Below are 16,898 nucleotides of genomic sequence, written 5' to 3' on the forward strand. Positions count from 1 at the left end.
ATGCCCCCACAGTTTACGGCTATGTAGCTCAGTTGGTTAGAGCACCGCACTCATAATGCGGGGGTCACAAGTTCAAGTCTCGTCATAGCCACCATTTTTAAAGACCAAGCTCTCAGCTTGGTCTCTTTTTTTGTGCGTAAAAAATAGATTTGAATATGTCGATATAAAAAAGCCCAAACATCTGTTTGGGCTTTTTTATTGGAACAGCAGCTTATATGCCAGCTTTCCAGCCATTCATGATTGGGTAACGACGTTCACGGCTAAATGCGCGTGAGCTGATACGCGGACCAATTGCACCTTGGCGACGTTTGTATTCATTGAAATCGACCAAACGAATCACTTTTGCAACCACTTCAGCATCAAAGCCTTTGGCAATGATGTCATCTTGGCTCATATCTTCTTCAATATAAGCATACAAAATGGCATCCAGTACATCATATGGTGGTAAAGAGTCTTGGTCCTTTTGATCTGGACGTAACTCTGCTGAAGGTGGGCGAGTAATCACACGCTCAGGAATCACAGGCTTGTCTGAAATGCTGTTTCGGTATTTCGCAAGTTCAAACACAATGGTTTTATACACATCTTTTAGTACGGAAAAACCACCCACCATGTCACCATAGAGCGTGCAGTAGCCCACAGCCAATTCTGATTTGTTGCCTGTAGACAGGACTAAATTACCAAATTTGTTTGATAAACCCATCAGCAGTGTACCGCGGGCACGCGCTTGTAAGTTTTCTTCAGTTGCATCCGCAGGGCTGTTGCCAAAGAACGGATAAAGCGTTTGCATAAAGCTGTTCACAATCGGGTTGATTTCAGCAATCCCAAAAGTCACCCCCATACTCTTCGCTTGTTCAGCAGCATCTTCTACACTGATTTGGGCGGTATAGGTATATGGCATCATTACGGCTTGGACTTTGTCGGCGCCAATCGCGTCGGCTGCAATGGCAAGGGTTAAAGCAGAGTCGATCCCGCCTGATAAACCCAAAATCACCCCAGGGAAACCTGAGCGCTGTACATAGTCGCGAGTCGCCATCACTAAGCTTTGATAAATCTCTGCCATAGTGTCTAAAGCAGGCGGCAGCGCATTGGCCTTAAAGGCTTGTTGTTCTGCTTCGTATTCAGCGAAATACAGGGATTCTTTAAAGCTTTCAGCTTGAAGTACAACTGAACCATTTTTGGCAATCACGAAGCTTGTACCATCAAAGATCAGGTCGTCTTGACCGCCGACTTGGTTGGCATAAACCAAGTTGAGGTTCATTTGTTTTGCCAGTGCAGACATGGTTTCAACGCGGTGCTGTGGCTTACCGACTTCATATGGTGAAGCATTTAAGACTAAAGCTGTTTCTACATTGAGCTGTGCTAGTTGTTGTACCGTTGAAAGTGACCAAACATCTTCACAAATCAACACACCAAACTTATGCCCCAGATATTCAAAAACAAGGTGTTGATGCCCTTCGGTGAAGTAGCGCTTTTCATCAAACACGCTATAGTTTGGCAAGTTTTGTTTGTTATACACACCCAAAACTTGCCCATCTTTCATGACCGCAGCGGCGTTGTAGCGTTGACCGTCTTCAGTTTGATTGACAAAACCAAAGACCATCACAATGTCTTTTACTGTTTTAAGTTGTTCAAAAACTTGTTGCGTGCGTTTGGTTAGGCTAGGACGTAGAAGTAAATCTTCTGCTGGGTAACCAATGCTCGAAAGTTCTGGAAAAATAATTAAATCAGCATTTTGTTTTTTTGCTTCATTGGCCTGCTCCAACATTTTTTGGGCATTTGCTTCAAGGTTGCCAATGTGCGGAGAGAACTGTGCAAGTGCAATTTTAAAACTTTTCATTTCCAACTAAATCCTATACCTATAGGGATATACACGACGATTGAGTTTGTTATAGCTATAAGTTCTACGTGGTGTAAGTGACGATAAACAAATAGAAGTATTAATCAATAATAAGTGCGAATACTATATACGAAATGCGATTTTTTTTAAGGGATATTCTAAAAAAAATCCGTAAATGTCCTTAAAAAGAACAAATTATTCTAATGTCTTTATGGAGTGTGATTGTGTGGTTTCAAGCGCTTTTACAAAAAATACAGCAAAAGTTTGAACTTAAAAATCGGCCCTTGACTGAAGCGGAGAAAAAGCTCGCCAGCAGCATTTTTGGGAACAGTCTGAACACGGATTCAGTTCGAATTATCGCGCATCGGGCAGTGCTGCCTCATTATGCGATTAGCCCCAATGGACATGTCTATTTTAATATCAAAGACTGGTGCGAAAATTTTGCCGACCAACCGATTCATCAACAAGCTTGGTTGATTCATGAGCTAACACATGTTTGGCAAATTCAGCAGGGACTCGCTGTAGTCCGTAAGGCACTTTTTAACCGTCAATATCGTTATGCATTAAAACAAGGAAAACAGTTTTTAAGCTATGGCATTGAACAGCAGGCGCAAATGGTGCAAGACTACTTTCTCAAAAAACACTATGGCGAAGATTGCTCAGCCTATGAGCAGTGTATTCCCTTTGTGGCACACAAAGCCTCGTTCTGACCCCGATAGATAAATCTGTGGAGTGATTGTTAGACAACAGATTTTAAAGTCATAAATTGCAAATCATTTGAAGAAAAATGCCAGTGGCATAGGGGAAACGGCCTCTTATTTTGAATGCAAAGAGATGGTGAAAATCGTGAGATTGAGCCTGAAAAACGAGCTAAAAATAAGAAGGAATGTCCTATGCGTATCGCTCTTCCATTGAAAGGCAAAGCCAGCCAAATTTTTAAGGGACCCGTATTCGATGCTGAAAAACAGTCTGCGATTATTCCGATTCGGCATATGAAATTTGACTTTGAAGCTGAGAAAATTGATCCCAAATTCTACCTAAATGCGGAGTTGGCCAGTGCTTACTTTGCATCACTCTCGATCTTTCTGACCTATGGTGAAGACTTGGTGATTGATACCGCCCGTTATCACCGCGATTTCCTTAGAGACCCTGTATTAAAACAACGCGTGACGTCTTTGATTGGACAGGAGGCACTGCATTCAAAGCTACATGAAGAATTGAACGATACTTTTAAACAGGTTGATTTACCCGTTGGTATTTTTCGTTATTTAGCTGAAATCGTTTTTGACTACGGTTTTAACCGCTTACCGCAGCCGATGAAATTGTCTTTGATGGCAGGCATTGAACATTTTACCGCAGTGCTGTCTGAATACATGATGAACCATGAAGAGATTTTTTTCGATTCTCAAGACGAAAAGCAACGGGCGATTTGGATGTGGCACATGCTAGAGGAATCTGAGCACAAAGACATTGCATATGATGTGTTTCAATCACTTTCCAATAACTATGCCTTACGTATTACAGGCTTTTTTCCAGCCCTTATCACCATTTTGCTATTGATTTCAGTGGCGTCAGTTTTTGTCCCGTTTTATCGCAAACCGTCTAATTTGGTGAGTCTCAGTTATTGGAAGGATGTACCGCGCAGTTTCAGCCTCTTGTTTGGGCTGAAACGAGGTGTTTATGGCAGTAGTTGGAAGCATATTTTTGATTATTTACGCCCGAGTTTTCACCCGAATGATTATGACACTTCTGCATTTTTAGATTATTACAAAGAGCGTTTACTACATCCTGAAACAGGAGTGTTAACCCCCTATTTCACCAAAGAATTTACTCCAATACTTAAATCATAAGAAGGAGGTTATGACATGGGACTGTTGAGTAAAAAAAATAAACCAAGTCAAAAGGCCTACGCAGTTGTAACGGGCGCAGGTAGCGGAATTGGTCGTAGCTTTGCACTGGAACTGGCAAAGCGCGGTGGTGATGTCATCTGTGCAGATATTGATTTAAGCTCGGCACAGGAGACTGTAGATTTGATTCAGTCGATGACATCTACGTCAGCCTACGCCGTGCATTGTGATGTTGGATTAAAAGAATCTGTACACGCTTTGGCCGAGCAAGCGGAACAGCTTTTGGGACATCCTGTTACTTTGCTCATCAATAATGCGGGAGTGGGGCTAGGTAGTAAGTTTGATGAGGTGTCGCTGGAGGATTGGCGGTGGTGTATGCATGTCAACCTGTGGGGGGTGATTCATGGTTGCCACTACTTTGTACCCAAATTTAAACAGCAAGGCTTTGGTGCCATTATCAATGTGGCATCGGCTGCGGGCTATACCGCAGCCCCTGAGATGACAGCGTACAACGTGACCAAGTCTAGTGTTTTGGCTCTATCAGAAACCTTGGCTTCAGAGCTTCATGCTTATAACATTGCAGTCAATGTGCTGTGTCCGACCTTGGTGCCCACTAATATTATGAAGAATGGTCGCTTGCCAAGTCGCTATTCTGGACTGGCTGACAAACTGCTAATGAACCATGCGTTTACCACCAGTGATGCTGTTGTAAAAAAAACATTAAATCGCTTAGATGCAGGCAAGCTTTATACCATTCCGCAACCCGATGCCAAATTGTTTTGGTGGATGAAGCGGGCATCACCAAGCTTATACGTCAAGCTTTTAGGTTTGGGTTATCCACTGTTTAATCAAATCACAAAATAAGAATAGAGAAAAATGAATATGGAAACGCAATTAGAGACAGAGCAAGCAGATGTGCAAGCACCGTCTGATCAAATGCGAGATCAAACTACGACGCCAAAAAGTACGGAAGCTCAACCTAAGCAAACCCGTAAAAAGGCTGTGCTTCGTCCTAAAGCCGCACATACTTACGATACCATTGTTGTAGGTGCTGGGATTTCGGGCATTGCTGCGGCTTATAAAATGAAACAAGTCGGCTATCAGGACTATCTGGTTTTAGAAAAGGCAGAGAGAGTTGGTGGTACGTGGCGTGATAATAATTACCCCGGCTGTGGCTGTGATGTACCTTCGGCATTGTATTCATTTTCCTTTGCACCTAGTCATCAATGGAGCCATTTATTTGCGAAACAACCTGAAATTTTAAGTTACTTGGAACAGGTGGTTGAGCAGTTTGAATTACAAGACAAAATCCGCTTTCAGCATGAGTTGCTCAGTGCAAAGTGGAATGAAGAGGCGAATATTTGGCAACTTGAAACTTCTCAAGGGGCATATCAAGCACGAACCGTGATCTTTGGCACAGGGCCGATTACAGAACCATCTGTACCTAAGATTAAAGGGATAGAAGGATTTAAAGGAGAAATGTTCCATTCAGCCCGTTGGAAACATGATTATGACTTAACGGGAAAGCGGGTTGCAGTGATTGGAACAGGTGCGTCTGCCATTCAGTTTATTCCACAAATTCAGCCATTGGCGAAAGAGTTGATCGTATTTCAGCGGACTGCGCCGTGGGTTTTGCCCAAAGCGGATATGCAGCTCAATGCTACAGTAAAGTCGCTGGTGGCCAAATTTCCGATGATTCAGCAAGGCTGGAGGAACAGTGTTTCCAGTATTTTAAATGGGATCAACTTTGGGCTGCGTCACCCGTCACTGCTTGAACCAGTCAATATTTTAAGCCGTCAATTATTAAAATTACAAATACAGGATGACTCCTTACGTAAAGCCGTAACGCCTAACTTTTCGATCGGCTGTAAGCGACTTTTATTTGCCAACAATTATTATCCAGCACTGCAACAAGACAATGTCACGCTGTTACCCCAAGGTTTGGTCGAGATTGATGGGCAGAGTGTCATTGCGGCAAATGGGGAACGATTTGAGGTTGATGTCATTATCTGGGGAACTGGTTTTGAAGTGGCACATCCTCCAATTGGCCAACGCGTATGGAATGCCCAAGGTGAGCGACTGGCCGACCTTTGGAAGAGCGGTTCTCCAGAAGCGTACTTGGGTACAAGTTTGGAAAATGTGCCGAATGCATTTTTGGTACTGGGGCCAAATATCTTGGTCTATGACTCGTTTATTGGCATTGCTGAAGCGCAGATTCAGTACATTGTAGATGGTCTACTAAAAATGAAGCAGCAAGGCTTTAAACGTATGATGGTGAAACGAGATGTTCTACGTTATCACAATGCCAAGGTACAAACTCATTTAAAAACCACCGTATTTAACCGAGGCGGCTGCTCAAGCTATTATTTAGATCAAAATGGGCGTAACTTCGCGGCTTGGCCGTGGTCCTTGGCCGAGTTAAAGCAACGTTTATCTACGCTTGAGCTAAAACACTACGATGTTGTTGAAGCTTAAAGTAGTCACATTAAGTATTAAAAAAGCCTGAGTCTGTTCAGGCCTTTTAATACTTTAAGTGTGTCATTCATAAATGGTAGATTTAAAGTTCAACATATAAAAAACCACCCATGCGGGTGGTTTTTTTTGTCTATCAACGCAGACCGAATTAACGGTTGATGTCGCGTTGAACTTCGCCAGTGTAAAGCTGACGAGGACGACCGATCTTGTACGGACCGCTGTGCATTTCTAACCAGTGGCTGATCCAACCAACAGTACGTGCAAGCGCGAAGATCACTGTAAACATTTCTGTCGGGATACCAATCGCTTTAAGGATGATACCTGAGTAGAAGTCTACGTTCGGGTATAAGTTACGTTTGATGAAGTATTCATCAGAAAGCGCGATACGTTCAAGTTCCATAGCAAGAGCAAGCTGTGGATCGTTGATGCCAAGCGCACCAAGAACTTCGTCGCAAGTTTCTTTCATTACTTTCGCACGTGGATCGAAGTTTTTGTACACACGGTGACCGAAGCCCATGAGTTTAACTTCTTTAGTTTTCACTTTTTCCATGAAGTCAGCAACGTTCTCTACAGTGCCGATTTCATCAAGCATCTTAAGAACAGCTTCATTCGCGCCGCCGTGAGCAGGGCCCCAAAGTGCAGAGATACCCGCAGCGATACATGCATATGGGTTCGCGCCAGTAGAACCAGCTAAACGTACTGTAGACGTAGAAGCATTTTGTTCGTGGTCTGCGTGAAGCGTGAAGATACGGTCCATTGCTTTAGCAAGGATAGGATCTACTTTGTAATCACGGTCTGCTGGAGTAGCAAACATCATGTATAAGAAGTTTTCAGCGTAGCTTAAGTCATTACGTGGGTAAACGAATGGTTGACCTACAGTGTACTTGTAGCTCCACGCAGCCAAAGTAGGTACTTTAGCAATTAAGCGGATAGCTGTAATTTCACGGTGATCAACATTTTCGATGTCTAAGTTGTTGTGATAGAACGCAGAAAGCGCACCAACTACACCAACCATGATCGCCATAGGGTGAGCATCGCGACGGAAACCATTGAAGAAGCGGCTAACTTGATCGTGAACCATAGTGTGGTTACGAACTTTAGCATCAAATACTTCTTTTTGTTCAGCTGTTGGAAGCTCGCCATTGAGAAGTAAGTAGCAAGTTTCTAAGTAGTCAGCTTTAGTTGCTAACTGGTCGATTGGGTAGCCACGGTGTAAAAGCACACCTTTGTTACCGTCGATGAAAGTGATTTTAGACTCGCATGCAGCAGTAGCCATAAAACCAGGATCAAAAGTGAAGTGACCTGCGGCCAATACATCCTTAACGTCGATTACATCTGGGCCCAATGTGCCGCTGTAAATTGGTAATTCAATTTCTTTGCCATCAAGCTGTAAAACGGCTTTTTTGCCAGTTGCTTCAGACATTCAATAGATCTCCTGTCCTGGTGAATGATTTATCTGACTCGAAATACTCATCTTTTAATGCACGAATCAGACGGATTAAAAATTTGCTCTAAGAGTAGAGAGTGCTGAAATTTTGTCAATTATACTTATGGATAAAATGATGACTTCCGAAGTTATAGTTAAGATTTAATCCATTAAAATTTGCATAAAATCACAGCACTGACACACTATAATAAGTTAATTCAAGGAGCAAGTGCATAAATAAAAAATGTTGCTGGCGCAATTGTAAGCAGTTTTATATTGAAAAAAGCGCTTGAAAAGAAACAGAATTCAAGTCGTCATATATTTACATTTATTATGATTCTCGTAACTTACGCATCATTTTAAAAAGAAAATGCTGCTTTCGTAGTCATTGTTAAAAACAATAAGTGACTCAAATAAAATGATTTAATTGTATAAAAAATAGCTTATTTGGTATTTCGAAAACGATATATAAGTCACTTTTTTTATTTATACGGATGTGAAAAAATTGTTTTAATTAAAATTTATTACGAGATATTTCAATCTTGTAGGGGATTAATCTGTTGCACCAACATCATGCATATTTATGTCACTATATTAAAATAAAATAATGAACATTTTATATATAAATAAAAAATGATTAAAATAAAGCAGTGAAATTAGCTAGTTTTAAAAACAAGACTTTTTTGTGCATCTTTAGTCTAAAGTCGAATTTTACCGTTTTTGTATAAATTTTAGCGCTTGAATTTGGTGTTTATTTTATAAAAACCAACCATATAGCTGAGATTTGAAGCTAAAGTATTGTAGCGCAAGGCATTTATCTATGTGTTAATGATTCTTATTTAAAGAATTTTTATGCAAAAAGGCCAAGGGCATTGTTTGTATTTTGATAGTTCACGTCTTATAATTCAGTGTCGTTTTAAGTTCAAACGCTATTTAATTTAGAGTTTTAAAGTAGCTGCTGAACAATGCCAGCTTTCCTTCGAATTAATTCCAACAAACTCCGGATGGAGTTTTTACTTACAGGATGCCCGCTGTGAAAAGCAACAGACCTGTCAATTTGTCCATGGGTCAAGTTTTAGAAGTAAACTTAAAATCCCCTGTGGCTATTGCATCAATCTTACACCGTCTATCAGGTGTCATCGTATTTTTACTCGTACCGGTACTTCTATGGATTTTAGACAAGTCATTGTCTTCGCCTGAAGGATTTGCTCAAGTTCAGGCTATTTTTAATAGCTTCATTGTGCGTTTTGTCGTATGGGTATTTGTAGCCGGCTTAATTTTCCACTTTATTGCGGGCGTTAAGCACTTACTTGCAGATATCGGTATTGCTGAAGAACTGCAAAGTGGTCGTATCGCAGCTACTATTTCATTGATCTTGTCTGCAATCGGTATCGTTGCGGCATTTGTATGGATTGTTATCTAATGAAAAGTGCTACTGGTTTAACGGGTTCAGGTTCTCGCGATTGGTTTATCCAACGTGTAAGTGCTGTCGTATTAGCGGTTTATACAGTTGTTGTTTTAGGTTGGATCCTATGCAATGGCGGTTTTAGCTATGAACAGTGGTACGGCTTTATGATGACAGCTCCAATGAAGATTTTATCTTTATTGGCCGTCTTATCTCTTGTTGCACATGCTTGGATTGGTATGTGGCAGGTATTCACGGATTATGTGACTACTCGTCAAATGGGTCCTTCAGCTTCAGGTTTACGCCTTGTACTGACTTCAGCAGTAATTATTGCTGTATTTGCATATGCGATCTGGGCAATCCAGATTTTTTGGGCGAATTGATAGGAATAGATCATGGGCGCTATAACCCCTAAAGAAGATTACACAAATATTCCACACGAAACTTTCGATGCTGTCATCGTTGGTGGTGGTGGTTCTGGTATGCGCGCGTCTTACCAACTTGCTCAAGCTGGTTTGAAAGTTGCTGTTTTAACTAAAGTATTCCCAACTCGTTCGCACACAGTTGCAGCGCAGGGTGGTATTGGTGCATCTCTTGGTAACATGCAAGAAGATAACTGGCACTACCACTTCTATGACACTGTTAAAGGTTCTGACTGGTTAGGCGACCAAGACGCGATCGAGTTTATGACGCGTGAAGCGCCACAAGTGGTTTATGAGTTAGAACACTTGGGTATGCCATTTGACCGTAACGCAGACGGTACGATTTACCAACGTCCATTCGGTGGTCACTCTGCAAACTACGGTGAAAAAGCAGTTCCACGTGCATGTGCTGCTGCTGACCGTACAGGTCACGCACTTCTTCACACGCTTTATCAAAGCAACGTGAAAATGGGTACGCAATTTTTTGTTGAATGGATCGCACTTGACCTGATTCGTAACGAAGCAGGTGATGTACTAGGTGTAACAGCAATTGACCAAGAAACGGGTAAAATTGCAGTATTCCAAGCCAAAGCGACATTGTTTGCTACAGGTGGTGCGGGTCGTGTTTACCGTGCATCAACCAATGCTTATATCAACACTGGTGACGGCCTTGGTATGGCGGCTCGTGCAGGTATTCCATTGCAAGATATGGAATTCTGGCAGTTCCACCCAACGGGTGTTGCTGGTGCAGGCGTATTGTTAACTGAAGGTTGTCGTGGTGAAGGTGCAATCCTTCGTAATGATGCTGGTGAGCCATTCATGGAGCGCTATGCACCAACTTTAAAAGACTTGGCGCCACGTGACTTCGTATCACGTTCTATGGACCAAGAAATTAAAGAAGGTCGTGGTTGTGGTCCGAAGAAAGACTACATCTTGCTTGATATGACGCACTTGGGTGCTGAAACGATCATGAAACGTCTTCCATCTGTTTTTGAGATTGGTAAGAAATTCGCGAACGTTGACATCACCAAAGAACCAATTCCAGTTGTACCAACAATTCACTACCAAATGGGTGGTATTCCAACGAATATCCACGGTCAAGTGGTTGTGCCTGAAGGTTCTGAAACTGAAGCATTTGCAGCACATTATGACAAAGATAGCGATATCTATTCGACTAATGCGGGCGATCGTAACTTTACGAAACCTGTTAAAGGCTTCTATGCAATTGGTGAATGTTCTTGCGTGTCTGTACATGGTGCAAACCGTTTAGGTACGAACTCATTACTTGACTTGGTTGTATTTGGTAAAGCTGCGGGTGAGCACATCATTGACTACGTGACTAAACATCACGGTGATGAATACCAACCGCTTCCTACGACTGTACTTGAGCAAACTGTTGCACGTATCCGTAAATTGGATGACTCAACAACTGGTGAAAATGCTCAAGAGGTTGCAGATGCAATTCGTGACATCGTTCAAGACCATGCTGGTGTATTCCGTACAACTGCACTTCTTGAAGAAGGTGTGAAGCAGATTCTTGCGATTGAACCACGTGTACGTAACATTCACTTGAAAGACAAATCTAAAGTATTTAACACTGCGCGTGTAGAAGCTTTAGAAGTTGAAAACTTGTATGAAGTGGCTAAAGCGACATTGATCTCAGCAGCAGCTCGTAAAGAGTGCCGTGGTGCGCATACGGTTGTAGATTTTGAAGAGTCGCCTGATCACCCAGCTTACCCATATGGCCGTCGTGATGATGAGTGGATGAAGCACACATTATGGTTCTCTAGCGATAACCGTCTTGAGTACAAGCCAGTACGTTACAAGCCATTGTCTGTTGCTGCAATTCCACCTAAACCACGTACATTCTAATTGGGAGAAGTAAGATGAGTAGAGGTACTCGTACATTTAATATCTACCGCTACGATCCTGATAAGGATGCAGCGCCGTACATGCAAACTTTCAAGTTAGAATTGACTGATAAGCACCGTATGTTGCTTGATGCACTTCTTGCATTGAAAGTACAGGATGAATCATTAACATTCCGTCGTTCATGCCGTGAAGGTATTTGTGGTTCGGATGGTGTGAACATCAATGGTAAAAATGGTTTAGCATGTCTTTGGAACCTAAACGACTTACCAGAAGTGATTACAGTTCGTCCTTTACCTGGTTTGCCTGTGGTTAAAGATTTAGTTGTGGATATGAACCAGTTCTACGATCAGTACAACAAAATTCATCCATTCTTGATCAACAACCAACCTGCGCCACCAAAAGAGCGTTTACAGTCTCCTGAAGAGCGTGAACACTTAGATGGTTTATATGAATGTATTCTTTGTGCATGTTGTTCAACTTCATGCCCATCATTCTGGTGGAACCCAGACAAGTTCTTGGGTCCTTCAGCGTTGTTAAATGCATACCGTTTTATCATCGACTCTCGTGATACAGCAACTCAAGAGCGTTTGGCTCGTCTAGACGACCCATTCTCGCTATTCCGTTGTAAAGGTATTATGAACTGTGTATCAGTGTGTCCTAAAGGTTTGAATCCAACTAAAGCAATCGGTCACATCCGTAACATGCTTTTAGATGCTGCGGGTTAATCTGTAGGCTGATCTTCAGTTAGAAAAAGCACACCTTTAGGGTGTGCTTTTTTATTTTATAGCTAGATTTTTGCTGTAGAAATAAAGTTGAGTGAGAGTGTGAGGTTGGCACTATTTTTGTTTGTGATAGGTGGCTTTTTTGGAAATTGCACCAGATTGGTGAAAAGCGCGGCGATTTAAAACAAATGTCATAAATAAGTGCAAGTATGAGTCTGCAAAAAAAGTTATGAAGATGTTAATATGGATGTTGTTGATGGGGAGGGCATATTGAAAGATGATGCTCTCTTTTCGTATGTGTTTTTTGGAGTAGACTTTGGTCTACGTTGAAACTCGGTTTTATTTAAAGCACCATATATTAGATGAAATTTTGATATGTGTATTTCGCCAATTTATGAAAGGTATGTGTCAAAAAAATCAATTGAAATATGGGGAGTATGTTAAAATTTTTGCACGTTTATATTTAAAAAATGCGCGCTAAATATGTACATTAATTCAACATTTAAGCAGCATTAGAGCGAGTATAAATGAAGGGTTAGTCGCTTTAGAAAAAATAATGCATCGCCTTATTTTTTCTAAGTCGATTTGCAAAAAATTGCTCGGTTTTGGCCGGGTATGAATGAGTGATGATGCCGCTGAGGGCGTTATGATTCATTGTCACATTGGGTAATTCTAATGTAGTGATAACGCCTCATGGCATCCGCCTTATGGGGACTAATGTCATGTTACCAATTTGACATTACTAATCATGGGTTCGCTTAAAAAGCATCCTGAAATGTTTTTGCAATAGGAAATGGGTCCACAAATGCAAGAAGTTGCTGACGCATTGCGTCTTGACACTGAACTTTCCGCTGATAGTGCAGCGTATATTGAAGAACTTTATGAGCAGTACTTGGCTGCACCAGACTCAGTAGAAGCTGACTGGCGTGCATACTTCGATAAATACCCGAAAGGTGATCAACCACACAGCAATGTACGTGAGCAATTCTTATTACTAGGTCGTAATTCAAGTCGTGTTCAAGCAGTGGTACAGAGTTCTGTTAGTACAGAACATGAGCGTCGTCAAATTGGCGTACTACAACTGATCGCAGCGTACCGTAACCGCGGTCACCAAAAAGCGAAGCTTGATCCTTTAGGTTTGGCAAAACGTGAAATCGTGCCAGATCTTGACCTTGCTGCACATGGCTTAACCCAATCTGATTTAGACACTGTATTCAATACAGGTAATCTTTTGATTGGTAAAGACGAAGCAACTCTAGGTGAAATGGTTCAAGCCATGGAAGCAACGTACTGTGCTTCAATTGGTGCAGAATACATGCACATTGTTGATACCAAAGAAAAACGTTGGATTCAACAACGCCTTGAAGGTGCACGTGGTCAATTCAACTTCACTGCAGAACAGAAAAAACACGTATTAGAGCGTTTAACTGCGGCTGAAGGCCTAGAAAAATTCCTAGGTAATAAATACGTTGGTGCAAAACGTTTCGGCGTGGAAGGTGGTGAATCTTTCATTCCAATGGTTGATGCTTTAATTCAGCGTGCAGGTTCTGTAGGTTGTAAAGAAGTGGTCATTGGTATGCCACACCGTGGTCGTTTGAACCTTCTTGTAAACATCATGGGTAAAAACCCAGCAGACCTATTTGGTGAGTTCGAAGGTAAGAGCTTACATAAAAAAGGTTCTGGTGACGTTAAGTACCACCAAGGTTTCTCTTCAAACGTAATGACTCCAGGTGGCGAAGTTCACTTGGCATTGGCGTTTAACCCGTCTCACTTAGAAATCGTCGGCCCTGTGGTTGAAGGTTCAGTGCGTGCACGTCAAGTTCGTCGTAAAGACATTGGTGGCGATGACGTATTGCCAGTAATTGTTCACGGTGATGCTGCATTTGCAGGTCAAGGTGTTAACCAAGAAACCTTCCAAATGTCACAAACACGTGGCTATACAGTGGGTGGTACGGTTCATATTGTGGTGAATAACCAAGTCGGTTTCACAACGTCTGATCCACGTGATGCGCGTTCTACAGAATACTGTACGGACATCGCGAAAATGATCCAAGCACCGATCTTCCATGTGAACGGTGATGATCCTGAATCAGTATTGTTTGTTGCGCAATTGGCACATGACTTCCGTCATACTTTCCGTAAAGACGTTGTCATTGATATGTTCTGTTACCGCCGTCGTGGTCACAACGAAGCGGACGAGCCAGCTGCAACTCAGCCAATGATGTATCAAGTCATCAACAAGAAAACGACAACGCGTGCGCTGTATGCAGACCAATTGGTTCAAGAAAGCGTATTAGACCGTGCTAAAGCAGATCAAATGGTTGAAGACTACCGTGCTGATTTAGAAGCAGGTAAGCACGTTGCAAATGCATTGGTACTTGAACCAAATACAAAAATGTTTGTAGATTGGGCACCGTACTTAGGACATGACTATACAGACGTATGGGATACAACATGTTCTGAGGATCGCTTAAAAGAGCTTGGTCGCAAAATGCGCGAGCTTCCTGAAGGCTTCGTGATGCAGCGTCAAGTTGCAAAAGTGATTGATGATCGCTTAAAAATGCAAACTGGCGAAATGCCATTGAACTGGGGTGCTGCAGAAACTTTGGCTTATGCATCTATTTTAGATGATGGCTATTTGGTTCGTTTGACTGGTGAAGACGTTGGTCGTGGTACCTTCTCACACCGTCATGCAAAACTGCATAACCAAGTGGATGGTTCAACGTACATTCCACTTTGCCATATCAAAGAAAATCAACCACGTACTGCTATTTATGACTCATTGTTGTCTGAAATGGCGGTGTTAGGTTTTGAGTATGGTTATGCAACGACTCTGCCTAAGAGTTTGATCATTTGGGAAGCACAATTTGGTGACTTCGCAAACTGTGCACAGGTGGTAATCGATCAGTTCATCGCATCAGGTGAAACCAAGTGGGAGCGTGTGTGTGGTTTAACCTTACTTCTTCCTCACGGTTTTGAAGGTCAAGGTCCAGAGCACTCATCTGCACGTTTAGAGCGTTTCTTGCAGCTATGTGCTGAAGACAACATGCAAGTGATGACACCGACTACGCCTGCACAGATTTTCCATGCTTTACGTCGTCAAGCGATTCGCCCAATTCGTAAGCCAATGATCATCATGTCACCGAAGTCTTTACTTCGTCACAAGCTTGCAACGTCTACTTTAAGTGAACTTGCAAATGGTACATTCCAAACTGTGATTGATGAAATCGACAACATCAACAAAGCAGACGTAACACGTTTAGTGCTTTGTGGTGGTAAGGTTTACTATGACTTGCTTGAGAAACGTCGTGAGCAAGAGTTGAATAACACTGCAATCGTTCGTATTGAACAATTGTATCCATACCCTGAACAACGTATTGCTGAAGTTCTTGCTCAATATCCAAATGTGAAAGACATTGTTTGGACGCAAGAAGAGCCGAAGAACCAAGGTGCTTGGTTATTTATTGCCCCTCGTTTATATGATGATGTAATGAAGTCGGCTAAACCAGTACGTATCAGTTATGCAGGTCGTGAAGCTTCTGCTGCACCGGCTTGTGGTTCACCATATTTGCATGCAAAACAACAAGCTCAGCTCGTAAATGACGCTTTAGCGATCGTAGCTGAATAACAGGAGATTCTTAGTAATGGCAACCGAAATTAAAGCACCGGTATTCCCTGAGTCAGTTGCGGACGGAACAATCGCAACTTGGCACAAACAACCAGGTGAAGCAGTATCACGTGATGAAGTGATCTGTGATATTGAAACAGATAAAGTTGTTTTAGAAGTTGTTGCTCCTGCTGACGGTACAATTGCATCGATCATTAAAGGTGAAGGTGACACTGTTCTTTCAAATGAAGTGATTGCACAGTTTGAAGAAGGTGCTGTATCTGGCGCTGCGCAAACTGAAGCAGTTCAGTCTGAAGCGAAAGTAGAACAAGCGGTTGTTCAAACTGAAGCGGGTGCTGCACCAGTCGTTGAACGTGCTCAAGTTGCTGATCAAGCGCCTGCTGTGCGTAAAGCATTGACTGAGTCTGGTATTCCAGCTGCTGATGTTGCAGGTACAGGCCGTGGTGGTCGTATCACAAAAGAAGATGTGGCAAATCACCAAACTAAACCAGCAGCTCCAGCTGCAGCACCATTAAGTGTTGCTGTGGGTGAGCGTGTTGAGAAGCGTGTTCCTATGACACGTCTTCGTAAGCGTGTTGCTGAGCGTCTGCTTGCTGCAACGCAAGAAACTGCAATGTTGACGACGTTTAACGAAGTGAACATGAAGCCAATCATGGAAATGCGTGCTCAATACAAAGACGCATTTGAGAAGCGTCACGGTGCGCGTCTTGGCTTTATGTCTTTCTTTGTTAAAGCTGCAACTGAAGCGCTTAAACGCTACCCAGCAGTTAACGCTTCAATTGATGGTGATGACATTGTTTACCACGGTTATTATGACATCGGTGTAGCGGTATCTTCTGAGCGTGGTCTAGTTGTACCTGTGCTTCGTGATACAGACCGAATGAACTATGCTGAAGTTGAAAATGGTATCCGTGACTTTGCTTACAAAGCACGTGATGGCAAATTGGGCATCGAAGACATGACTGGCGGTACGTTCACAATCACCAACGGTGGTACTTTCGGTTCATTATTGTCGACTCCGATCTTGAATACACCACAAACTGCGATTTTGGGTATGCATAAAATCCAAGAGCGTCCAATGGCTGTAAACGGTCAAGTAGAAATCTTACCGATGATGTATTTAGCGCTTTCTTATGACCACCGTCTAATCGATGGTAAAGAAGCAGTTGGTTTCCTTGTAACAATCAAAGAATTGTTAGAAGAACCAGCTAAATTGATCCTTGACCTTTAATTCTAAAGAATAAAACATGGGCTTAGAGCGATC

The 16,898-nt window shown here is 42.3% G+C and carries 12 protein-coding genes and 1 tRNA gene; 11 read left to right on the forward strand and 2 right to left on the reverse strand.

The genetic code is table 11. The features are described 5' to 3' along the window. The first annotated feature begins 17 nt into the window (after positions 1-17). Positions 18-94 (forward strand) — tRNA-Met (locus tag ACFN7Z_RS04175). A 117-nt stretch (positions 95-211) separates the two neighbouring features. On the opposite strand, the gene ACFN7Z_RS04180 is transcribed toward ACFN7Z_RS04175, so the two are convergent. Continuing rightward, positions 212-1,837, reverse strand: a complete 1,626-nt coding sequence (locus ACFN7Z_RS04180; RefSeq protein WP_010327297.1) for an NAD+ synthase — start codon at positions 1,835-1,837, stop codon at positions 212-214. A 203-nt stretch (positions 1,838-2,040) separates the two neighbouring features. Between ACFN7Z_RS04180 and ACFN7Z_RS04185 the strand changes: the two genes are divergently transcribed. The 4 genes from ACFN7Z_RS04185 (at position 2,041) to ACFN7Z_RS04200 (ending at position 6,159) form a co-directional block, all read left to right on the forward strand. Then, positions 2,041-2,547 (forward strand): hypothetical protein, encoded by a 507-nt coding sequence (locus ACFN7Z_RS04185; RefSeq protein ID WP_010327296.1) that lies wholly within the window; start codon positions 2,041-2,043, stop codon positions 2,545-2,547. 183 nt (positions 2,548-2,730) lie between these two features. Beyond that, positions 2,731-3,687 (forward strand): metal-dependent hydrolase, encoded by a 957-nt coding sequence (locus tag ACFN7Z_RS04190; protein ID WP_058952503.1) that lies wholly within the window; start codon positions 2,731-2,733, stop codon positions 3,685-3,687. 15 nt (positions 3,688-3,702) lie between these two features. Beyond that, positions 3,703-4,548 (forward strand): SDR family oxidoreductase, encoded by an 846-nt coding sequence (locus ACFN7Z_RS04195; protein WP_010327294.1) that lies wholly within the window; start codon positions 3,703-3,705, stop codon positions 4,546-4,548. A gap of 18 nt (positions 4,549-4,566) precedes the next feature. After that, positions 4,567-6,159 carry an NAD(P)/FAD-dependent oxidoreductase gene (locus ACFN7Z_RS04200; protein WP_010327293.1) on the forward strand — a complete coding sequence of 531 codons (1,593 nt, stop codon included), beginning with the start codon at positions 4,567-4,569 and terminating at the stop codon, positions 6,157-6,159. Between the two features lie 148 nt (positions 6,160-6,307). Here ACFN7Z_RS04200 and gltA read toward each other — a convergent pair whose 3' ends face one another. Beyond that, positions 6,308-7,582 (reverse strand): citrate synthase, encoded by a 1,275-nt coding sequence (gene gltA / locus ACFN7Z_RS04205; protein WP_004695551.1) that lies wholly within the window; start codon positions 7,580-7,582, stop codon positions 6,308-6,310. 1,027 nt (positions 7,583-8,609) lie between these two features. On the opposite strand from gltA, the gene sdhC reads away from it, so the two are divergent. From sdhC to odhB, 6 genes are all read left to right on the forward strand, one after another. Next, positions 8,610-9,008, forward strand: a complete 399-nt coding sequence (gene sdhC, locus ACFN7Z_RS04210) for a succinate dehydrogenase, cytochrome b556 subunit (protein WP_005400408.1) — start codon at positions 8,610-8,612, stop codon at positions 9,006-9,008. Then, positions 9,008-9,373 (forward strand): succinate dehydrogenase, hydrophobic membrane anchor protein, encoded by a 366-nt coding sequence (gene sdhD, locus ACFN7Z_RS04215; protein ID WP_004695554.1) that lies wholly within the window; start codon positions 9,008-9,010, stop codon positions 9,371-9,373. Before sdhC ends, sdhD begins: the two co-directional genes overlap by 1 nt. A 12-nt stretch (positions 9,374-9,385) precedes the next feature. Beyond that, positions 9,386-11,284: an FAD-binding protein gene (locus ACFN7Z_RS04220; protein ID WP_010327291.1), complete on the forward strand. Its 1,899-nt coding sequence runs from the start codon at positions 9,386-9,388 to the stop codon at positions 11,282-11,284. A 14-nt stretch (positions 11,285-11,298) separates the two neighbouring features. Then, positions 11,299-12,009, forward strand: a complete 711-nt coding sequence (locus ACFN7Z_RS04225; RefSeq protein ID WP_004982744.1) for a succinate dehydrogenase iron-sulfur subunit — start codon at positions 11,299-11,301, stop codon at positions 12,007-12,009. 802 nt (positions 12,010-12,811) lie between these two features. Then, the gene (locus tag ACFN7Z_RS04230) at positions 12,812-15,634 is read left to right on the forward strand and encodes a 2-oxoglutarate dehydrogenase E1 component (RefSeq protein ID WP_010327290.1); all 2,823 of its coding nucleotides are present in this window, start codon (positions 12,812-12,814) and stop codon (positions 15,632-15,634) included. A 16-nt stretch (positions 15,635-15,650) separates the two neighbouring features. Beyond that, on the forward strand, positions 15,651-16,865 hold the full coding sequence (odhB, locus tag ACFN7Z_RS04235) for a 2-oxoglutarate dehydrogenase complex dihydrolipoyllysine-residue succinyltransferase (RefSeq protein ID WP_004695562.1): 1,215 nt from the start codon (positions 15,651-15,653) through the stop codon (positions 16,863-16,865). Positions 16,866-16,898 lie beyond the last annotated feature (33 nt).

This window comes from Acinetobacter sp. P1332 (assembly GCF_044057475.1).
Classification (GTDB): domain Bacteria; phylum Pseudomonadota; class Gammaproteobacteria; order Pseudomonadales; family Moraxellaceae; genus Acinetobacter; species Acinetobacter johnsonii.